Source organism: Paenibacillus piri, from assembly GCF_004354045.1.
Taxonomy (GTDB): Bacteria; Bacillota; Bacilli; order Paenibacillales; family NBRC-103111; genus Paenibacillus_S; species Paenibacillus_S piri.
The window spans coordinates 77,067-98,869 of the sequence record NZ_SMRT01000019.1 but is presented as its reverse complement, the minus strand read 5'-3'; the positions used below and the strand labels follow the sequence as shown (position 1 = coordinate 98,869).

General features: G+C 45.1%; 19 protein-coding genes. 7 read left to right on the top strand and 12 right to left on the bottom strand.

The genetic code is table 11. From position 1 onward, the window contains the following. The first annotated feature begins 298 nt into the window (after positions 1-298). A complete protein-coding gene (locus E1757_RS29050; protein ID WP_133234845.1) occupies positions 299-916 on the top strand; it encodes an SCO family protein in 618 nt (205 codons plus the stop codon). 107 nt (positions 917-1,023) lie between these two features. Here the strand turns inward: E1757_RS29050 and E1757_RS29045 are convergent, their stop codons facing one another. Genes E1757_RS29045 through E1757_RS29025 form a run of 5 tightly spaced genes read right to left on the bottom strand, consistent with a single transcriptional unit; the run spans position 1,024 to position 5,980 of the window. After that, positions 1,024-1,623: an ABC transporter ATP-binding protein gene (locus tag E1757_RS29045; RefSeq protein ID WP_133234843.1), complete on the bottom strand. Its 600-nt coding sequence runs from the start codon at positions 1,621-1,623 to the stop codon at positions 1,024-1,026. Continuing rightward, positions 1,620-2,465: an ATP-binding cassette domain-containing protein gene (locus E1757_RS29040; protein ID WP_133234841.1), complete on the bottom strand. Its 846-nt coding sequence runs from the start codon at positions 2,463-2,465 to the stop codon at positions 1,620-1,622. Before E1757_RS29040 ends, E1757_RS29045 begins: the two co-directional genes overlap by 4 nt. 9 nt (positions 2,466-2,474) lie before the next feature. Further along, on the bottom strand, positions 2,475-3,350 hold the full coding sequence (locus E1757_RS29035) for an ABC transporter permease (protein ID WP_246079623.1): 876 nt from the start codon (positions 3,348-3,350) through the stop codon (positions 2,475-2,477). Further along, entirely contained in the window at positions 3,340-4,377 is a 1,038-nt protein-coding gene (locus tag E1757_RS29030; protein WP_220446550.1) for an ABC transporter permease, read from the bottom strand. Before E1757_RS29030 ends, E1757_RS29035 begins: the two co-directional genes overlap by 11 nt. 1 nt (position 4,378) lies before the next feature. Next, complete coding sequence (locus tag E1757_RS29025) at positions 4,379-5,980, bottom strand: ABC transporter substrate-binding protein (protein WP_165972333.1); 1,602 nt, start codon at positions 5,978-5,980, stop codon at positions 4,379-4,381. 309 nt (positions 5,981-6,289) lie between these two features. On the opposite strand from E1757_RS29025, the gene E1757_RS29020 reads away from it, so the two are divergent. Continuing rightward, positions 6,290-6,484 carry a hypothetical protein gene (locus tag E1757_RS29020; RefSeq protein WP_133234837.1) on the top strand — a complete coding sequence of 65 codons (195 nt, stop codon included), beginning with the start codon at positions 6,290-6,292 and terminating at the stop codon, positions 6,482-6,484. A gap of 180 nt (positions 6,485-6,664) precedes the next feature. Here E1757_RS29020 and E1757_RS29015 read toward each other — a convergent pair whose 3' ends face one another. The 6 genes from E1757_RS29015 to tkt all read right to left on the bottom strand — a co-directional run bounded on the left by E1757_RS29015 (position 6,665) and on the right by tkt (position 14,571). After that, positions 6,665-8,446 (bottom strand): alanine--tRNA ligase, encoded by a 1,782-nt coding sequence (locus E1757_RS29015; RefSeq protein WP_133234835.1) that lies wholly within the window; start codon positions 8,444-8,446, stop codon positions 6,665-6,667. A gap of 361 nt (positions 8,447-8,807) precedes the next feature. Further along, on the bottom strand, positions 8,808-9,641 hold the full coding sequence (locus tag E1757_RS29010) for a GNAT family N-acetyltransferase (RefSeq protein WP_133234833.1): 834 nt from the start codon (positions 9,639-9,641) through the stop codon (positions 8,808-8,810). A 126-nt stretch (positions 9,642-9,767) separates the two neighbouring features. Further along, positions 9,768-10,364 carry a TetR/AcrR family transcriptional regulator gene (locus E1757_RS29005; RefSeq protein WP_133234831.1) on the bottom strand — a complete coding sequence of 199 codons (597 nt, stop codon included), beginning with the start codon at positions 10,362-10,364 and terminating at the stop codon, positions 9,768-9,770. Between the two features lie 414 nt (positions 10,365-10,778). Then, positions 10,779-11,255, bottom strand: a complete 477-nt coding sequence (locus E1757_RS29000) for a DUF6220 domain-containing protein (RefSeq protein ID WP_133234829.1) — start codon at positions 11,253-11,255, stop codon at positions 10,779-10,781. Positions 11,256-11,892: 637 nt separating this feature from the next. Beyond that, a complete protein-coding gene (gene fsa / locus E1757_RS28990; RefSeq protein WP_133234827.1) occupies positions 11,893-12,561 on the bottom strand; it encodes a fructose-6-phosphate aldolase in 669 nt (222 codons plus the stop codon). Positions 12,562-12,579: 18 nt separating this feature from the next. Beyond that, positions 12,580-14,571: a transketolase gene (gene tkt, locus E1757_RS28985; protein ID WP_133234951.1), complete on the bottom strand. Its 1,992-nt coding sequence runs from the start codon at positions 14,569-14,571 to the stop codon at positions 12,580-12,582. A gap of 303 nt (positions 14,572-14,874) precedes the next feature. On the opposite strand from tkt, the gene E1757_RS28980 reads away from it, so the two are divergent. Continuing rightward, positions 14,875-15,750: a LysR family transcriptional regulator gene (locus E1757_RS28980; RefSeq protein WP_133234825.1), complete on the top strand. Its 876-nt coding sequence runs from the start codon at positions 14,875-14,877 to the stop codon at positions 15,748-15,750. An 81-nt stretch (positions 15,751-15,831) separates the two neighbouring features. Next, positions 15,832-17,031, top strand: coding sequence for an alkaline phosphatase family protein (locus E1757_RS28975; protein WP_246079622.1), 1,200 nt, complete (start codon positions 15,832-15,834; stop codon positions 17,029-17,031). A gap of 304 nt (positions 17,032-17,335) precedes the next feature. On the opposite strand, the gene E1757_RS28970 is transcribed toward E1757_RS28975, so the two are convergent. Further along, entirely contained in the window at positions 17,336-18,019 is a 684-nt protein-coding gene (locus E1757_RS28970) for an SIMPL domain-containing protein (RefSeq protein WP_246079621.1), read from the bottom strand. Positions 18,020-18,315: 296 nt separating this feature from the next. Between E1757_RS28970 and qoxA the strand changes: the two genes are divergently transcribed. From qoxA to qoxC, 3 genes are read left to right on the top strand one after another with little or no spacing between them, the layout of a single operon-like run. After that, the gene (qoxA, locus tag E1757_RS28965; RefSeq protein ID WP_133234823.1) at positions 18,316-19,257 is read left to right on the top strand and encodes a cytochrome aa3 quinol oxidase subunit II; all 942 of its coding nucleotides are present in this window, start codon (positions 18,316-18,318) and stop codon (positions 19,255-19,257) included. 3 nt (positions 19,258-19,260) lie between these two features. After that, positions 19,261-21,210, top strand: coding sequence for a cytochrome aa3 quinol oxidase subunit I (gene qoxB, locus E1757_RS28960; RefSeq protein ID WP_133234820.1), 1,950 nt, complete (start codon positions 19,261-19,263; stop codon positions 21,208-21,210). Then, positions 21,207-21,803, top strand: coding sequence for a cytochrome aa3 quinol oxidase subunit III (qoxC, locus tag E1757_RS28955; RefSeq protein WP_133234818.1), 597 nt, complete (start codon positions 21,207-21,209; stop codon positions 21,801-21,803). The genes qoxB and qoxC overlap by 4 nt, the downstream gene beginning before the upstream one ends.

The window sequence follows — 21,803 nt, the reverse complement described above, 5'->3', positions numbered from 1 at the left end:
CCACTTCCCCTCTCCTTAAACAAATAAAATCCTTGCCGTAACGACAAGGATGATTATATCGAAATCCCGGTTGATCAAAATGCCCCGTAAGAGCTACGTTTATGAAATATGTTTGAACGTCCGATGCTCCTGACGTTTCAGCTTCCCGTTTATGGCAAAAATATGAAGATTGCGAATCAATTTCGGCTGCTGCAGCCGGAAACTAGCCCTTTTGAGTTATGTGGCTCCTATTTGGACTGTGTTATAATGAGGCCAATTATGCAACAGACCCGACGAATACATGAATAAGGAGAACTTTATGAAAGCAATTATACACAAGCATGGATTTAAACTGTTGGTTCTGCTACTGCTTGCCCTGTTTATAGGTAGTATCGTTTCCTGGCTTAATCAGGAGAGCCCTGCTCTGCCCGTCATCAAGCCAGCCCCTCCCTTTACATTAAAAAATCTTGAAGGAGAAACCGTGCAATTAAGCGATTCCGACGGGAAAGTGCGGCTGATCGAGTTTTTATTTACCAGTTGCCCGGACGTATGCCCCATGACCACCTATAACATGGTAAAGCTGCAGGAGGAGCTTAAAAAGGAAGGCTTGTGGGGAAGCAAAGTACAATTTCAATCTATTACCTTTGATCCTGTCAAAGATACGCCGGAAGTATTCAAAAAGTACGGGGACCGGATGGGGATGGATTATGCGGGCTGGAAACTGTTGACCGGAACGGAGGCGGAAACCGGAGAAGTCGCAAAAAGCTTCGGGGTTATGGTTCAGAAGATGCCGGATGGCCAATTTGTACATAGTGTGACCTCCTTGTTTCTTGTCGACGGTGCAGGAAAAATACGAAAAGTGTTTGCAATGGGCGAAGATATGAACAATGAGGATATATTAAAAAAGATCCGGCAAATTGCCGGATCAAGCAAGTAGCACAAAGCGTAATCAACAAAGAAGCTTTTCTTATACAAGCAGAGGATCCTCCTGGTCCTCTGCTTCTTTATAGAGCATGATGCCCGCAAGTGCCCTGCTTTAAGCTGCTACGTCAAATGCACCGTCCTTGTACAGATGGCTTGGGCCAAATGTTCATTATGTGTAATCGCCAAAATGCCTATATGTTCTTTTTTGGCATAATCGAGTACAATATCCCAGATTTGCGATTGAGTGATGACGTCCAGCATAGTGCTGATTTCATCTGCGATAATGAATCGTGTTTGTGGCTTGAGCACCCTCATCACACAGATCCTTTGGAGCTCTCCGCCGGATAATTCATTAGGCCATCGGTTTAGAAACTCCTCGCGAATCCCCATTTCCTTTCTTAGACCGTCGTCGTATTGTCCCGTTTCTCTCAATGTTTTACCCAGCTTCCATTTTGGATTTACCGCAAGTTCGGGATGCTGGTAAATAAGCTGTACCGGACAATATATGCCTCTTGAAACAGGCACTCCGTCAATCAGCACTTCACCTTTGTCTGCCTTGATTTGCCCAGCCATGATTTTTCCCAATGTGCTTTTGCCGCGTCCGCTGCTTCCAATAAGCCCTACTACTTCACCTGCGTTTACATCGAGCGAAATATTTTCAAGTACCCATTCTTTGCCGCCATCATATTTATAATAAATATTTTTTGCTTCTAATTTCATGCTTCACCATCCCCGGAATGCTGTACAGCATCGATGTAATTACCATAATCCATGCCTCGGATGGAATGAAAGCCGTTTTGCGGCAAGGCATGCCATAAAGCTTTACTGTAAGGGTGCGCTACATTGTCCGGAGAAGCTTCAAACAACTTGGCGTCAGCGATCTCTACCGATACTCCCTTGTTAAAAACAGCAATCTTATCCGCAATAATAAAGGCCAAATCGATATCATGGGTGATCATCAGAACCCCGCGGCCATTATTTGCCAACTCTTTTAAAGAGCTCAGCGTCTCATCCACCATCGATTTGTGCAGTCCGGGTGTGGGCTCATCCGCAATAATTAACTGTGCTCCCGAGGATAGAGCTGTTCCTATGAGAACCCGTCTGGCCATACCGCCTGATAACTGGAAGGGATACTTCTGTTCCACCAACTCCGCCAACTGGAATCTTTTCATAATATTTTTTACGGTGCCTTTCAAGTTTTGCAACGGGCTGCCGATCTGATGACCTGTTTTCATTAGCGGATCCAAATAGCTGATAGATTGTGGTATAAGGGATATTTCCCTGCCTCTCAGTTGTTCTTTTTTCTTGGGCGTGAGCTCTTCGCCTTTGTATTTGATACTTCCGCTAGTGTAAGCATTTGCTGGAAGAATCCCCAAAATAGCATGGGCAAGCAAGCTTTTTCCTGAGCCGCTACCCCCTACAATGGCTAATATTTCTCCAGCGTACAGATCAAGCGTAAAGTTCGAAATTACTTGTATATCTTTCCGATGCAGCCCTTTTCCGTATTGTTTGAAATGGACCGCAAAATCCCGTACTTCCAACAACGGCTTCTTTAGTTCCATATCCGTCTCCTATTCGTGCGCCTTATATGGGTTAATTAGAGCTTCTACCTTCTCGCCTAATAGATCAAACAATATGACAATGACAAGTAAAGACAAACCAGGCATCAGCGCAATCCACCATTGGCCCGTACTCAAATAATTGAGTGATTCCGACAAGATGACTCCGATTCCCGGCTGATGAGGGGACAACCCGAATCCTAAAAAGGTAAGCGAGGCTTCATGTAGAATCGCATGCGGAAACATTAAAATCAGCCCTACCAAAAATTGCGGAAGCACATGAGGCAAAATATGATGTCTCGCGATATACCAGTTACTTTTTCCAAAGCTTTTTGACGCCCGTACATATTGGCTGGATTTTAGCTGCAGAACCTCTGCGCGGATGACACGTGCAATATAGGTCCAGTGGGTCAGGACGATACCAATGATGATACCTTGCGGCCCCTTTCCAAAGACAAAAGAAATCAAGATAAGGAAAATCAAGTGAGGCATACCCATGACTACATCTATAAGCCAGTTGATGAAAGCATCCAGCTTTTTACCGCCTATCGCTGCTGCAATTCCCAGAATAAGAGCGAACATACCGCTTGCTACAGTAGCTGCTACTCCGATGATAATGCTAAGCGACAATCCTTTGACCGTTCGAAGGAACATGTCTCGCCCAAACCAATCGGTCCCATAAATATGACTGAGTGACGGTTGAAGATTTTTTTCGGTGAAGCTTACACGCAACGCTTCTTCTGTAATCAGATTCCCTGCTATAAGGATGATACTTAGCAATAACACGCAGAGAGCGATATAAAGCATGGTTTGCTGCCTCATATTAAAAAATCTTTTACCAAAAGAACTGTTTGCTTTATCAGAGTAAACATGTGTCTTAATATCCACGTTGATTCCCCTCTCTTATGCGCGGGTCTATCAAGGCATACAGGATATTGGCAATAAAGTTTCCAACGAATACAAATGCGGCTGCAAACAAGCTGATTCCTACAAGAAGCGGCAGGTCACCCCTGATGCCGGCATGAACAACCGCATTGCCAAGACCCGGATAAGAAAAAATTCCTTCCGCCAAAGTAGAGCCCCCGAACAATTCCGCAATCGATGCAAATTGTAACGTAATGGCCGGTAACAAAATATTTCGAAGGCCATGCCTTCTTACAATCATCCATTTGCTTTCGCCTCTTGCTTTAGCAAAGAGCGTATAATCGCTGTCCAAAACATCGATGAATTTGCGCCTTGTATGCATGGCAATGCTCGCCACCCCCGTCAGGCTCAAGGTCAACGCCGGTAAAATGAGATGGTACAGCCTGTCGCCCCAGCTTACATCAGCTGCGTAAACATGAATCGGAGCGCTCAATCCTATGGGAAACCAGCCCAGCTTAACCGAGAAAACAATCAGAAGCAGAATGCCAACCCAGAAAATGGGCGCTGAAGCCAAAGTTAAGCAATATAATTTAATCAGCCTGTCTGCGAGTCTGCCCTTGTTCATCGCGCCAATAATTCCCATTGTAAAACCAATTATACCGGATAGTGCCCATGCGATTCCCATTAAAAGAAGCGATGCGGAGAATTTTTCCAAAATGACGGCCTTTACCGGTTGATTGTACACGATGCTGGTTCCCATGTTACCGCTAAGGAGCCCTTTTATCCATTTGACATACCTTACGGTAAAGCTGTCATTAAGTCCCCAATATTCGCGCAAATTATTTATTTGCTCCTGCGGCAACGAAACATGCTCTCCTCCAATGTACGCTTCAATCGGATCAATAGGGGAAAACTTCATTAAAATAAAGCAGATAACCGTAACAGCAAAAAAAAGTAAAAGCAGGCGTAACATTTTTTTAATCAAAAATGCAACGATATGTACGGCATTGGCGTGTTGATTAATTTTTTCACTTTTTAGCGCTATTGACATATCACTTTTTCACCCAGTCCTTGATGTTGTCCACCGTAATCCAATAGGCACCCCGATGCGGTGCAGGCCTGAAATCACCGATTTCTACACCGTTCTTGATATAAAAGGTATGATGGAACGCGACCATCGGAATGAACGGGCTATCCCCCAATGAATTTACGCCATTCTTTCCATCCCATTGCGCTTTTTTCCATAGTTCCATAGCTTCCTTCTGGTTTGTTGTTTGAATCGCCTTTCTCAAATATTCATCAACCTGTACATTCTTGTAGCTTGGCGAATTTGTTGTGCCTTTTGTAATTCGGTCTGAACTGAAATTGGTATAGATTTCAAACGGGCTGTCCGCTCCTTTGCCGAAGAGATACGCCTCTTTGTAGAGCAGCTTTTGATTGCTGATCTCATCCCACACCTTGGCTTCCAAATTAATTTTAATGCCGATTTTCTTGGCGCTTTCCTGTGCACCCAATACGACCGCTTGCCTCTCTACTTCACCTGGAGTATAAAACAGAGTAAACTCGGCCTTCTTGCCGTTCTTCATGACAATACCGTCTTGATCCGTGTCAATCCATCCGCCTTCCTTCAAAATTTTTTTGGCCGTTTCCACATCGGCATTCTTCAGATTGTTCGCTTCAGTGTCCCACGGCATACCCGGATTATGGGAATAAACCGGGCGCGCTCCGCCATTTAATGCATTTGCGGCAATACCGGCCCGATCCATTCCGTAGGATAACGCTCTTCTAATCGCTGCATCGGATGTCACGTCATTGCCAATCGGTATCCCATCCATCACATAGGTCCCTCTTTTTACAGTCGGCATGCTGATGGACACAATATCCATCGTTTCGATACTTCGTTGGCTATAACCGGGTATGGGCTTACCGATATAGTCCATACTTACACGGGCCAGATCGATTTCCCCTCTTTTGGCCCCCGCATAGCTCGCATCCATATCCAGATATAAAAACGTCACCTTTTTAATGTTTGGTTTTTTTCCATAATATAACGGGTTAGCTTCAATAATCAGCTTTTGTCCTTTTTGCCATTCAACAAATTTATAGGGACCGGAGCCTATCGGATGCTGCCCGTAGCCTTCGTTGTACGCATGCTTTGGAATGATTGCAATGCGTGTCAAAGTGTATTCGAAAGTGGAATCCGGATTGTTCAATTGGAAATTTACAGTATAGTCGTCTTCCGCTGTTACTTTTTCTACGTTGGAGAGATCTATGTACGAGGTTGTTTCTCTAACTTTTTCAAAGGTAAATACTACATCGCTTGCCGTAAACTTCTTTCCATCGGAATATAGGACATCCTGCCGCAAATTAAGTATTAGATTTTTTCCGTCCGCACTTATTGTTCTTTTAGTAGCCAAGTCGTTGACGATGTTCATATCTTTATCAAACATAACCAGCTTGCTCTGAAACAAGGCCTCACCCATTCCCGGCCAGTCGAAAGCAGGATCAAAACCTTTGGCGGGTTCCCCTTTAATTGACACCACGATTTCGTCGGGAGAGCCGGCCTTTGTTGAAACATCTTTTGTTGCATTTGTGCAGCTGGCGGAAAGAACGGCAAACGCCAGAACTGCTGCCAAACCTAATCTTCGTTTCATTTGTTTCCTCCTCTTATGAAATATGAACGTTTTTTGCGATTGAAGCTGCCAACCACTAATCATGTGAATATGATCGTAATTATGATCGTAATTATGATCGTAATTATGATCGTAATTATTACGATTACATGACATGTTATCCTTTCGGGATACTGAGACCACGATAAATTAGGGTCAGTATAAACGATAAGCATTGACAAGTTAAATAGTAATATTTACTATTTGTCTTGTCAATGCTTATTTCCAAGAGTTTCATATGTTGGATTTTATATCGATCGATTATTATGTAAATGAGGGGATGTGATTTGAATGATATATCATGTAATTGCAGTGGAAACGCTGGAAATGAAAATATTGACAGCTACAGATATCCTTGATATGGGATATGATGATGAAGATCGAGTGGTTATTGTCGGGTATAATCAAGAGAGCTATTTTTTAATAGCAAGTAAGGATTTAATTGACGAGCAGCCAAAAGCAGCTTTACATGGAGGAGGGGCATGATAGGCTCTGATTGCTTTGGCGATGACCTTGTTTCAGGTAATCGCCGCATCGCCGATCATCATGCCGCAGAGCTCCGTGTCAAAGCCGCGGCATCGCAGTTTCATAGATCGATTTGAGAGTTTACACAAAATGGTAACGAACTCCACCCTAATGATAAAAGTAATTTGTTAAAGCGTTACTTCATGGTTGTGTCAGCACTGCCTTTATCCGTCTCACGCCAGAAGATGAGCTCTCTTCCTTAACGATTTTAAATGATCCAAGATGAGCCGTATTTGCAGCGTGCGGACCGCCGCAAATCTCTTTGGAGTACATGCCAATTGTATAAACCTTTACTTTTTCGCCGTATTTGCTTTCAAACAGCCCAATCGCGCCTGTGTTTCGGGCTTCGTCTAAAGTTACCTCCTCAAAAGTAATTTCCACACCTTCAGCAATCGCTTCATTGACGATACTCTCGGTTGCCGCGATTTCTTCATTCGTCATTTTACGGTGATATGAAAAATCAAAACGCAGTCTCTCGGCCGTTATATTGCTGCCCTTCTGGGCCACCTCGTCACCAAGCACTTTTCGTAATGCAGCGTGCAGAAGATGAGTTGCCGAATGTAAATTAGCCGTTTGCGTAGAATGATCCGCCAACCCTCCTTTAAACTTTTGGGCCGCGCCTGCCTGAGAAAGCTGCTTATGCTTCTGAAGCCTCTCCCGGTATCCTTCGAAATCGACGACGATAGAACGTTCTTCTGCCAGTTCCAAAGTCAGTTCAATCGGGAAACCAAATGTATCATATAGTTTAAAAGCTGCCTCTCCGTCCAACCGGCCATTTTCCAACGAATCCGAAATCTTTTCGAATTCGCGCAGTCCTTGAACGAGTGTTTTCTGAAAGCGCGCTTCTTCCGTCTGCAACTCCCTGATAATCATATCGCGATTTGTTTGTAACTCGGGATAAGTTAATTTGTATCGGTCAACTATTGCTTCAGCGATTTGTGCCAATCCGCCTTCGTGAATGCCCAACTGCATAGCAAAACGAACAGCGCGACGTATCAACCTACGCAGCACATAGCCTTGATCGACGTTGGACGGGGTTATTCCATACGTATCACCCAAAATAAAAACAGCTGTTCGTGTATGATCTGCAATGACACGATATGCTTTTTTATTATCTTCGTATGTCTTGCCTGAAAGTGATTCTATGCTGGCGAATATGGGCGAAAAGAGATCGCTATCGTATACTGTGCCACCATTTAAAGCAACTAACACTCTTTCTAAACCCATTCCGGTATCGACGTTCTTTTGAGTGAGCGGCTCGAACTTGCCCTCGGCTGTTTTGTTGTACTGCAAAAATACGTTGTTCCAGAACTCCACATAACGCCCGCATCCGCAAGCAGGCGAACACGATGGTCCGCAACGTTCTTTCTCGGAAATAATAAATATTTCAGTATCAGGGCCGCACGGGCCTGTTTGACCTGCCGGTCCCCACCAATTGTCGGCCTTGGGCAAAAAGAATATCTCCTCTTCATTCTGGCCTAACCTTCGCCAAATATCGTAAGATTCCGTATCGCAAGGTGCATCATCATCCCCTTCAAACACGGTAACCGCAATTTTACTCTTTGGTATACCGAGCCATTCGGAGGATGTGATGAACTCCCAACTCCAAGCGATCGATTCGTGCTTGAAATAGTCGCCTAATGACCAATTTCCCATCATCTCAAAAAATGTGCAATGAGTTTCGTCTCCAACTTCTTCGATGTCCCCGGTACGAATGCACTTCTGAATGTTCGTCAATCTCGTTCCGGATGGATGCTTTTCACCAAGTAAATAAGGGATTAACGGGTGCATGCCTGCCGTAGTAAAAAGCACTGTCGGATCGTTATCCGGGATAACCGAAGAGCTTGAAATAACGGCATGGTTTTTTTCTTGGAAAAACTCGAGGTACTTTGTACGGATCTCATCAGATGCATACAATTTCATTTTTATTCCCCCTTAAATATAATTTTAGACAAAAAAAATCGCCCCATAATATGGGACGATTTTATCGCGGTACCACCCAAGTTATTGCACTTGCTCTTAGCAGCACAATCGGCTTTATTGACTGTAACGGGTCAAACCGGCGGGTATTAACCGCACTCCTGAACCGGCAATATGGTTAGTTTCGCAGGATTTTCACACCATTACAATCCCTCTCTGAACGAAACGCAGCATATTTTGTTCTATCATTGGATTCACTATTGAATTTCCTAATTATTGGAATTATAACGAATTGAAACAGATTTGTCAAATTTAGCATCTCCCGACTACTTTGCAAGCAGAAGCTCATTCGTCCCGCTTCGATCTATACATTTTCGGAATCAACGAAGATTTGAAACACACTGTACTCTCGCTCCTTCTTGAATCCAATCGACTCGGCTACAAGGACGGAGCCCGTGTTATGATCGTCGCAATTCCAATACGGAATCATTCCGTCATCGAGACAGTGACGGACACAAGCGGAAGCTGCAGTTTTGGCATAGCCCTTTCCTCGATACGCTTCATCGGTTATTAAACCAAATTCATGATGCTTCGAATCCGCAAATAACGACAAGCACCAGCTGGCAATCGTATTCTTTTCGACAATGCAGTAGCCGATTCCATGTTCCAAAAAGCGTTCCACCGATGGCCAAGCCAAATTAATCCACGGCATAACTTGGTCCAAGTTATCGAGTGTCGGATCTCTTAGCAGCGAACCGTCGAGAAGCCTCAATGATGCGTTCCGGTTCAGCGGTTTAATTGGTGCCACATAGCTTGCCGAATTCATCGTATAGAAGCGTTTCTTCAACGGAGATAATTTTTGCCGCTTCGCTATTTCGAGCATAATTGCTTGCTTCCATGCTTCAGATTCATAATACAAATTAAGGTATGGCATTCCACTTCCCTTCATCGCTAGAATGGTTTCCCGCTCCAGCATTTCCCCGAACTTTCGGTTGAAATATTCGTTCCCCGGATCGCCCGCAAACAGCATTTCAAATACGATTCCATTCATGACCGCAGATTTCGGCTCCTCAACTTGATCGACGTAAATCGCCCCAACCGTATTGCCAACCAATACCGATTTCGTAATGAGCTGGTGTGTGAACGGTTCAAACAGCGACCTTACTTTTTCATATTGATGTTTAGGTAATAAGTACATCGCTTACCTTCCTTCCATGATCATTTTCAACCGACGGCAGCGGTTATGCGATATTTCCTAAGTGATTAATAAACCGACCGTACGGTCTATTAATACTGAAAAATAATACCCCTCTCAAACCAGGGGTTACTGTCTGGAAATACCGTAAAGGAACACTTCGATCGCTTGTTCGTAAAGGCAATAAAACCTCTCTTCACTATATCCGAAAAATTGTGTAACACTTAATCCCGTGAGTGTGCCATAAAGAATGTAGGCTAAGTCTTCGACATTTTTGTTGCTTGCAAACTCATGCTGACGTATACCCTCTTCGATGATCTGATGAAAGACGTCGTACTCAGGCTGAATGAGACGTAAGATTTTTTCCTTCATCATGTGTTCAATTTTCTCTGATGCTATATATTCGATAACGATTTGGGACAGCGGATTTTGCATATCTGAAGCATAATAGCGTGCAAGCAAATACAGCTTCTCTTGCGCTGTGTTAACTTTGTTCGCTTGTTCCTCCCATAAGCTCCGCCATGCTTTGGAGGATTCCTCAACCGCATACAGGAACAGCTCTTCCTTGCTCTTAAAATGGTAATAGATGCTGCCTTTGCTGGTTTGGGTAAATTCTCGGATTTCTTCCATCGAGGTAGCAGCGTACCCTTTTTGTTCGAAAAGAACTTTCGCTCTATCCGCAATGAGTTTTTTCGTTTTTTCTCCTTGACCAGCAGGTCTTGCCATTGTGATTTGCTCCGTTATTCGAAATTATAAAACAAATAAACTGACCGATCAGTTTATTAATTATAGCCGATGATTATTATGCTTGCAAACTTTTACCCGTCTGAGGCCAACTCCAACTACCGTATCTTCGTATTTATTGAGCTATAAGTGAGAAATGGAAGAAGCACGGAACTTTATAATATGAACTTAAAAAGCCGCAATCTAAGCGGCTTGTAATGTAAATATGTTCTGCTCAACCTGCCATTTACAACAAATTCCATATGAAAAACAGAATAACCAAGCTAATTAAACCGTATGATGCGATTATTTTTTTTTCGGCACCCGTGACTACAGTTCTCAAAATCGCTAATAAGTTGAAGCGCTATTCCTGATACGATAATGTGACCGACCAGTAAGAAAATAATCACATATTTTCTAATGGACTTCCGACCGCAACAGCAACCACCGCCAGGAGCGTTTCGTCAAATGGATTGAAATCCCAAACAAAAGCAACGCATCAATCGCATGAAGCGCCCGAAGTGACCCCGAGAAGTTTTGAATCGTAACATGCTGCAAAGATGTTAATACGAACAACCCAAGAGTCCACCACCGCAGTCCTCCACGGATGCGTCCAAAAAAAGACAGCAGGAACATGAAGATCGATCCGAACTCGAAATAATTCGCGAATACTCGATGCAACTGCAAATCGCCGGCATCCACCAAAACACCCAATCCGGCGAAAAACACCTGAAGAATCACGCACGCTAAATAACTCGCTGCCAGCAACCCGTATACGAACCTTACAAATTGAATACGGGCGGATCCTCTTACTTCCTCGCCTGCTTCCATCAATGTTTTCGGCTTCCTGTCGTTGTTTCCATTTTCCGATTTGTTTCCGATCTCGCTTTCCATGTCTCTTAGCTCCTTTTCACTCACATTAGATTGACTTGCGTTTCTGCTTTCGCGATCCCCACGGTTTGAAGACCGACATCACGAATATTCCGACAAGTTAGTAAAGTTAACCCTTCTTTGGCGATAATCCAGTAATGTTTGAATAGTCCCGTTGGTGTCAACAAAGAGAGTAAAATTCCGGTCACCAAGGTGTCGATCGTCGAATACCGGACAGTCGTCTTGGCCAACATGTGCATAATGGTATAACACGCTTTGAGTACACCTTCATCATTTGTGTTTGCCGCGGCTATGCTTAGAGACAGAAAAACAAACACCACTCCTAGCATAATCGCGGAAAACAAAAGATGGAGTGTGAGCAGCCACCTTCTCCGGTTGTGCTCAGTTTTCTCATTACATTCACTCCCTGCCTTCCATTTCATGATAATATTTGTTTATTAACGGACTCTAAATGAAATCTAAAAAAAGTATAAACACTATATCATAGAAATTAATACTTTCTGGCGATTAAAAAAAAAGCGGCCGCTTCCCTAGGTATTCCTAAGGAAACAACCACCATCCATGTCACGATATTGTGCTATGATAAGCGATTTTTTCTTCTTCAGACTTGTCCTTTGATCCTGCTTTTTACACCGGCACTTTATTTTTGTATTGCTTTCTTCCAATCAGCGGCGAATTTTTCCATCCCTTGGTCTGTTAAAGGATGCTTCGACATTTGTTCGATCACTTGAAACGGAACCGTAGCAATATGTGCCCCTGCCATCGCTACGCGTGTTACGTGATCCGGATGGCGGACGGAGGCCGCGATAATTTGCGCGTCCAAGTTATGGATACGGAACATCTCAGCAATTTTCGTTACCAGCAGAACGCCGTCTTCGGAAATATCATCCAGACGTCCGAGAAACGGAGAAACATAGGTTGCTCCTGCACGTGCCGCAAGCAATGCTTGGTTGACAGTAAAAATCAGCGTCACATTCGTTTTAACGCCTTTCTCCGTCAGGTAACGGCATGCCTCGAGACCATCCAAAGTCATGGGAAGCTTGATCGTAATGTTTTCGTCTCCGCCGTTAATTTTGATCAGCTCTTCGGCCTGTGCGATCATGTCTTCAGCTGTTAACGCATCCGGAGTCACCTCTGCCGATACGGATTCAACATTAGGAACAGCCTGCAGGATTTCGGCAATGCGGTCTTCAAACCTAACGCCTTCTTTGGCAACGAGGGAAGGATTGGTTGTAACGCCGGAAAGAAGACCGACTTTGTACGCTTTTTTAATATCAACGAGGTTGGCAGTATCGATAAAAAATTTCATTGTTCATTCCTCCAATTTTTATATACTGAGTAGGTTTTTAGTCAGTTGAACTACATTTTTGACCGAGAATCCAAAGTATTCCATAACCTCATTACCCGGCCCTGAAGCACCGAACGAATCCATGGATAATACTTTGCCGTCCGGACCTGTGTACCGCTCCCAACCTAACGAAATGCCGGCTTCTATGGCTACCCGTTTCGTGACCGAGCTTGGTAAGATAGTCTCTTTATACGTTTCGGATTGACGTTCGAATAACTCCCGGCTCGGCATCGCTATTACGCGTACGGAGACGTTGTCCCGCTCCAGTTCCTCTTTGGCGCGAACCGCCAGAGATACCTCGGAGCCGGTCCCGATCAGGATGACATCCGGTTGAGGATTGGTTTCCGTCAGGATGTATGCTCCCTTGGCTACCTCTTCAACACTGGATTTGGTCTCCTCATAGACCGGCAAATTTTGACGGCTAAGCACAAGCGCTACCGGACCGTCATTTTGCTGCAAGGCATATGCCCAAGCGCTTGCCGTTTCATTCGCATCGGTCGGGCGGATAACCGTAAGCCCCGGGATCGTACGAAGCGCGGCCAAATGCTCGACCGGCTCATGTGTCGGACCATCTTCGCCGACGGCAATGGAATCATGGGTGAATACATAAATAACAGGCAGCTTTTGCAGAGCAGCTAATCGTATTGCGGGACGCAAGTAGTCGCTGAATACGAAGAAGGTGCTGACGAACGGTTTCACACCGCCATGTAATGCCATACCGTTACCGGCTGCACCCATCGCATGCTCACGGACGCCAAAGTATACGTTACGCCCCGAATACGAGCCAACGGCAAACACCTGATCACCGCTGATATCCGTCATCGTAGAATGCGATAAATCTGCGCTGCCTCCAAAAATGGAAGGTACGGTTTGAATAAAGTGGTTGATGGCCTGACCGCTTGCTACGCGGGTGGACATCGGTTTGGATGTATCAAATGTTAAGATATTAGCGGCATCAACCGATACAGAGCCGTCAATAACTTGGACTAGCTCCTTGCCAAGTACGGGATATTCGGCATCATAAGAAGCTAACAATTGGTTCCATTCGTCTTCTTTAGCTTTGCCCTTTTGTTTAAGCTGTTCAAAGTGAGCTTTAACTTCATCCGGAACGGTGAACTCTTCCTCATAGGTCCATCCATAAGCTTCTTTTGTAGCTTTTGCTTCTTCCTTCCCGAGCGGATTGCCATGCGCTTTGTTCGTTCCGGCCACCTTGCTTCCATAACCGATAATCGTCCGTATTTCGATAAGGGTCGGCTGTGTAACATTTTGCTTCGCCGCTTCAATCGCTTTGACGATTTGAGCAACGTCGTTGCCGTCCTCAACCCGCAAATATTCCCAATGAGCCGATTCCGCCCTCTTTTGCATATTTTCGCCGAAGGAAAGGTTCAGGTTTCCGTCCAAAGAGATATCATTGGAATCATACAAAACAATGAGCTTGCCAAGCTTCATATGGCCGGCCATGGACATCGCCTCATACGAGATCCCTTCCATTAAGCAGCCGTCGCCCACAAGCGCATACGTGTAATGATCGACAACCGGGAAATCGGTCCGATTAAATTTCGATGCCAGATGCGCTTCCGCCATTGCCATTCCGACAGCCATTGCAACCCCTTGGCCTAATGGACCTGTTGTCGCTTCCACTCCATCCGTGTGCCCAAATTCAGGGTGTCCCGGCGTTAAGCTGTTCAGCTTGCGAAACTGCTTCAAATCCTCAATCGACACTTTATATCCTGCCAAATGCAGGAGACTGTACAGTAATGCGGAGCCGTGGCCGGCAGAAAGGACGAAGCGGTCCCGGTTAAACCATTTGGCGTTGCTTGGATTATGGTTTAACAGTTTGGCCCACAATGCATAGGCCATTGGCGCGGCTCCCATCGGCAAGCCCGGATGACCTGAATTCGCTCTATTGGTCGCATCAATAGACAAGGTTCGAATGGTATCAACCGCTAACTGATCAATGGTTCGAGTGATAGACATATTGTTCTCCTTTTATTTCTTGTATTTCTCAACCGGTCCATTAGTGCCGGCCGGATAAAGATGCGGCGGAACAAGATTTTATCAAATGCTTGCAGGATGGGTTCAACCCATTGCCAGGACAATTCAACCTCGCCGTCTCTCTGAATCCCTATGATATTGACGTTGACGGCAATGACCTGAAACGATACTTTCGTACTCCGATCGGAAGCACTGGTTTCTCTTACTTGGTTAAACTATAATACAAATTATAAGCATACAAGTAATTAATATATTTAAGAGGAGCTATAGACGAGGTCTATGATCAATTACGAATTGTACAAAGTGTTTTATTGGGCGGCAAAGACAGGCAGCTTGACTCAAGCAGCTAAAGTCTTGTTTCTCACCCAGCCGAGCGTCAGCCACGCCATCAAGCAGCTTGAAGACAGCTTCGGCATCACCTTGTTTTACCGGAATTCCAAAGGTGTTGCTCTGACACAAGAAGGCGTCATTCTGTATTCCTATATAGAACAGTCCCACATCTTAATATCGCTCGCCGAAAAGAAAATGGACGAACTAAAAAATCTGGACAGCGGAGAGCTGAAAATCGGCGGAAGCGATTCGCTGTTCAAGCATTATTTACTTCCCTTCCTGGAAGAATTCCATCAGCGGCATCCCGGCATAGGACTTTCCCTGATTCATGGAACGACACCGGAAATCATTACTTTCTTAAAAGAAGGCAGAATTGACCTGGGTGTAGTTCGTATGCCCATCATCGATACCCAACTCGAAGTAAGGGAAGGTATCCAGCTGCAAGATTGCTTTGTAGCCGGGGCGCGTTACGCCGAGCTTAAGGCTAAAGTGCTGTCGTTCGAAATGCTGCTGCGGTATCCTATCATTTTGTTCTCGCGGAATAGCCGGGCACGAATGGCCATTACGGAATTATTTCATGAATACGGTTATGAGCTGAAGCCTGAGATTGAGGTTGGAAGCGTTGATCTTCTTATCGAGTTTGCGCGCAAAGGACTCGGAATATCTTACGTGACCAGGGAGTTCGTCTCCAAAGAGCTTGATAACGGCACTCTCTTTGAGATTCAATTGGACGTGCAGCTGCCTCCGTCCCAGGTAGGGATTATGATCATGCGCAACATGCCGCTCTCCAGTGCGGCGAACACGTTTATTGGCCAGATCAAATAGATCGAACTAAATACAAGTCGAATAAATGGAACTGGCATGTCGAGTCCACATGACACGTCCAAATCTAGGGGGTTAATCCGCATGTTGAAGAAAAAGCTGTTTTACTTGGTTGCGATGATCGGTATGGCGCTATCGATTCCAACGGCTGCAAACGCCGGCGTTCCGGCTCAAATATATATGAACGGTAACAAACTGAACTCAGAGGTCAGCGCACAAAATGTGAGCGGTACGGCTTTCGTTCCCTTACGGGCGATTACCGAAGCGCTTGGCTTTCAAGTAACGTGGAAGAACGAGGAACGTAAAATTATCCTCGATAAGACTAATATGATGATCGAGCTTAAGATCGGCGACCCGGTCATTCAGGTGAATGGCAGCCCGTTCACACTTGAAACTGCGCCGTATATCGAAAGCGGCAGCACGATGCTCCCGGTACGTTTTCTTGCAGAACAACTTGGTCTTCAGGTCGATTGGGATCAGGCGACAAGCTCTGTATTTGTAAACATTAAATCCGCTACAAGTATTACAAGTCTGACTTCGCCGATTGATCATATTATCGTTGTCGTCGAAGAGAACCATTCCTATAATCAAATCGTAGGAAGCCCCGATGCGCCTTATATACAATCGCTCATTCAAGGCGGCGCACTGTTCACCAACGCGCATGGAGTAACTCATCCAAGCCAGCCGAACTATCTCGCTTTGTTTTCAGGCTCTACACAAGAAGTAACAGACGACGGCTGTAAAAAGCCGTTTACGGCACAAAATTTAGCGACTGAATTGTTAAACGCCAAACTGACCTTCACCGGATATTCGGAAGATTTACCGGAGGTCGGCTACACGGGTTGCTCGTCAAAAGGCTACGCGCGCAAACATAACCCATGGGTGCAATTTACGAACGTACCGCAAGAGCTAAATCAACCATTTTCACAATTTCCACAGGATTTTACCAACCTGCCTAACGTATCTTTCGTGATTCCTAATCATCAAGACGATATGCATGATGGTTCGGTGAAGCAGGCGGACGATTGGCTCAAAACGAATTTGGAATCGTACGTGACCTGGGCGCAGACACATCGGAGCTTGCTAATCGTTACATGGGATGAGGACGACTTTGCGAAGGCGAATCATATACCGCTTATTATTGTCGGACCGATGGTCAAACCGGGGCAGTATAGCGAGTATGTGGATCATAAAAACGTACTTCGTACGATAGAGGATGTGTATCGTCTGCCGCTGTTGAGGGATATTCAGCAAATTCAGCCGATTATATCTATTTGGAAATAATAATGTGTGCTGATCGTCGAACCCCGGCACCATCCATGCTGCTGCCGATTTTACTGATCATGTTTCTCGCTCCTTCTTTGTTCGGTAAGTGTGATCAAAGCCCTCTTTCCTTTGGGATTGTGGGGCTTTTTTTGTTTTAGCCTGGATGACAAATAGACAGTTCAATGAATGCAACCGTCTATTCAGAGGAAGCCAATGGGAATCGGTGGTCAGCTGACGGGTGAATTGTCCAATCACGTACCCACCGACATTCATAAAGGAGACGGGAACTATGGGATTTGGCCTATTTCTTGGGCTCTACTGTCTATCCTTCCGGAACCAGATTATATTGTACCCTGACAGAAGCTGTAAACTTCAATTCCCCCGGTTGTACCGGGGTAGCCGCGGTTTGACTGTAAAGCTTGGCTTGATAGGGTACCGGCTCTAATGAAGGGGCTATCTCTTGAACCTCACATGGAATTTTCGCAATCCCCGCTCCTATCGTTTTTGCGATGGTCATTGCTTTAGACTCTGCATTTTTAACGGCTAATGATAATGCTTGATTATAGTAGACATTACGATGTGTTGCAATAAATTGGATGCCGGAAACAGTATTAGCCCCATGATTCACTGCAGTGTCAATAATGATGCCGGTTTGCTCAATTTTATCAATCGTAACTTGCAGCATATGCGTCACTTTATAGCCGCGAAACGTTTGTTTTCCGTCCTCATAGCTATATTCCGTATCGATTCTGTACTGGACGGTTTGTATTTGTTTTTTCGGGATTCCTAATTCCAGCAATGAATTTATTATGGATGATACGGTTTGTGCATTTTCTTTTTGGGCAGCCGTAAGACTGATGTTTTCTGTAACCGCCCCCAGCTCGGCAATTGCTTGGTCCGGCGCTGCTGAAACTGTTCCTTCTCCTGTAACTTCAATTTTGCAAGCTGCACGTTGCGTATATGAGGTGTTCATTGCTGGCAAAGGCGACCATGCCGAATTGTACATATGCCCTACCGCCTTTCTAATGATCATTACTAATGATATGTATTACCGTTTTACTTTTAAAATACCTGTTCGATCCTGGTACAATATCGTATTTTTATTTGGCATTGCTTCGCCCTGAAATACGGTTTGCATCTGGTTTTTCGCCTCCTGCTCCGACTTCTTGAACAAATGGTGGCGTACTTGAAACAACTATGTGACAAATTTCACATAAATTTGTGACATCGTTCAAAGCCGATTGTTTTATTCGTTTGGTGCAACTATTCTGAGAGTATCGATCCCAGGAAAGGAGCTCATCAATGAAATATCAATGGTCTTTACTTGCAGCATTACTGATTATGGTCACGGGATTAACCGGTTGCGGAAAATTAGCGGTGTTGGATCCTAAAGGACCGCAGGCTCAGAGACAGGCCGATGACATCATGCTGTCGATAGGCTTAATGTCGGCTATTGTCATTATTGTTTTCGTCATTTTGGTCTTTATGTTAATCAAATACCGTGCATCCAAGCAAGCGGATGATTATGAGCCTCCTCACATTGAAGGAAGCAAAACTGTAGAATCGATCGTTGTTGGAATTCCCATTCTCATTATCATTTTTCTCTCTATTGTGTCTGTTCGCAGTAATTATATTGTCGAAGCGACGCCTCAAGGATACGAGGATCAGAAACCGTTAGTTGTCTACGCTGCATCCTCTAACTGGAAATGGCATTTTAGTTACCCGGAACAAAATATAGAAACCGTAAACTACTTGTACATCCCGACGAATCGCCCGCTTGAATTCAGGCTGTATTCTTACGGACCTATTACAAGCTTCTGGATCCCTCAGCTGGGAGGACAAAAATACGCAATGTCCGATATGGTGAACACCTTGCATTTGGCGGCGGATGTTCAGGGCGAATATATGGGACGTAACGCCAACTTCAGCGGAAAAGGGTTCGCTGAAAATACGTTTAACGTGAAAGCCGTACCTCAAGCCAAGTTTGATGAATGGATTAAAGAGGTTAAACAAACGGCCCTGCCACTTACCAAAGAAAAATACGACGAGCTGCTGAAGCCGGGCCATCTTGGGCAGTTAACGTTCACAGGCACGCATTTGGAATTTTTACCGCCGCCGGAAGAAGGCCATCATCATGGGTCAGCCGGTACTGATGCTCGCACGGATACGCCTGCCGAGGTTCCTGCCGAGACTCAACCTCACACCGGGGCTCATACAGAGACTTCACATGAAGGGAGACATTAAAGCATGGGCTTTTTTGAACGATTTGCCGTACCTCATCCAAGTCCGGCCATTTATGCATCTATGGTCGCTATCGCACTCACCGTCATTGCGATCGTCGTTGGCTTAACGTATTTTAAAAAATGGGGTTATCTCTGGCGCGAATGGTTAACGACGGTTGATCATAAGCGTATCGGCATCATGTATTTGATCTCCGCTCTCATTATGCTGTTCCGCGGCGGAGTTGATGCGTTAATGATGCGTGCGCAAACGGCCGTACCCGAAAATACGCTGCTGGATGCCCAGCACTATAATGAAGTGTTCTCAACGCACGGGATCGTAATGATCATCTTTATGGCAATGCCTTTCATTTATGCGTTAATGAACTTTGTTGTTCCTTTACAAATCGGAGCGCGTGACGTAGCCTTCCCACGCTTGAATGCGCTGAGCTTCTGGCTGTATTTCATGGGCGCCATGCTGCTCAATATTTCATTCGTCATTGGCGGCTCCCCCGATTCAGGCTGGACGGCTTACTTCCCGCTTTCAGGCAATGAATTCAGCCAATCTGCAGGAACGAACTATTACGCGCTTGCTTTGCAAATATCCGGTATAGGCACATTAATATCCGGCATTAACTTTATTGTAACCATTTTAAAAATGAGAGAGCCCGGTATGAAATTAATGAAAATGCCGATGTTCTCCTGGTCTGCCTTGACGGCTAACGTCATCGTTGTGTTTGCTTTCCCTGTATTGACCGTAGCGCTCGCCATGATGACGATGGACCGGTTATTCGGAACGCACTTCTTTTCTACAACGAATGGCGGTATGGATATGCTGTGGGCGAACCTGTTCTGGGTATGGGGCCATCCCGAAGTATATATCTTAATTTTGCCTGCATTCGGTGTATACAGCGAGATTATTTCAACCTTTGCGCGGCGCAACCTGTACGGTTATAAATCGATGGTAGCGTCGATGGTGATTATCTCTTTCCTTTCCTTCCTCGTATGGACTCATCATTTCTTCACGATGGGTCAAGGCGCGCTGACAAACAGTATTTTCTCGATCACAACGATGGCCATTGCTATCCCGACCGGGATCAAAATATTTAACTGGCTGTTTACGCTTTGGAAAGGAAAAATTGTGTTTACCGTGCCGATGCTGTATGCAATAGGCTTCATTCCGATATTCACCATCGGCGGAGTTACCGGAGTGATGCTGGCCATGTCGGCCGCGGATTATCAATACCACAATACGATGTTCCTGGTAGCGCATTTTCATTACACGATTATTCCCGGCGTAGTGTTCGCCATGATTGCCGGCTTGACCTACTGGTGGCCCAAAATGTTCGGCTTCATGCTCAATGAAAGGCTCGGGAAATGGGCGTTCTGGTTTATCGCCATCAGCTTTAACGTCACCTTCTTCCCTATGTTCTTTACGGGGTTGAACGGTCAGGCGCGCCGGATGTACACGTATTCGGAATCAACCGGATTCGGACCGCTCAATCTGCTTTCGTTCATCGGAGCGCTTGGCTTGGCAGTGGGCTTCATTTTGCTGGTGTACACGATCTATTACAGCATACGTTACGCTCCAAGAGATATCGGCTCGGATCCATGGGATGCGCGTTCTCTGGAATGGGCTACGCATAGTCCCGTTCCTGCCTATAACTTTGCCGTTACGCCAAATACGAGCTCCATCGAAGCATTCTGGGATTTCAAGAAAAAAGGCCATGACTTATTTCCGGGCAAAATCGAAAAAATTCATATGCCCAATAATACCGGGGCACCGTTTATTATGAGCTGCATCTTCTTTGCATGGGGATTTTCATTTGTATTCGGCATGTGGATTCCCGTCATTATCACAACCATCGCTATTTTTGCATGCTTGATTTACCGCTCATTCGAAAAGGATCACGGCCATTACATTACTGCAGATGAAATTGAAGAAACCGAAAAAAGACTGCGGGGTGCCCATTCATGAAAATCGATCACTCGCTGCCGCTTGAATACAGCACAGAACAAAATCAACTGAATATACTGGGCTTCTGGATTTTTCTCGGAGCGGAAATTATGCTCTTTGGTACGCTATTCGCTTCATTTTTCTCATTGGTTGATCGTACTGCACTCGGTCCGACGGGTAAAGAAATTTTCGAAATCACACCGGTTCTCATAGAAACCATTTTGCTTTTAACAAGCAGCTTTATGATCGGACTCGGTATCCATGCCATGCGGATTGGCCATAAGAAAGCAATGATGACATTTTTCGCGATTACGCTTTTGCTTGGGGCAGGCTTTTTAAGTGTAGAAATATTTGAGTTCATCCATTATGTGCACATCGGAGCGGGACTGCAAACAAGCGCATTTACAGCCATCCTGCTAACGACATTGGGGACGCACGGGGCTCACGTGACATTCGGGCTATTCTGGGGATTAATGATTATGATCCAGGTCAAAAGAAACGGGCTGACTTCTCAAACCGCCAATAAATCATTCATCTTCTCTCTTTACTGGCACTTCCTGGACGTCGTATGGATCTTCATCTTCAGCTTCGTCTATCTGAAAGGAATGATGTAA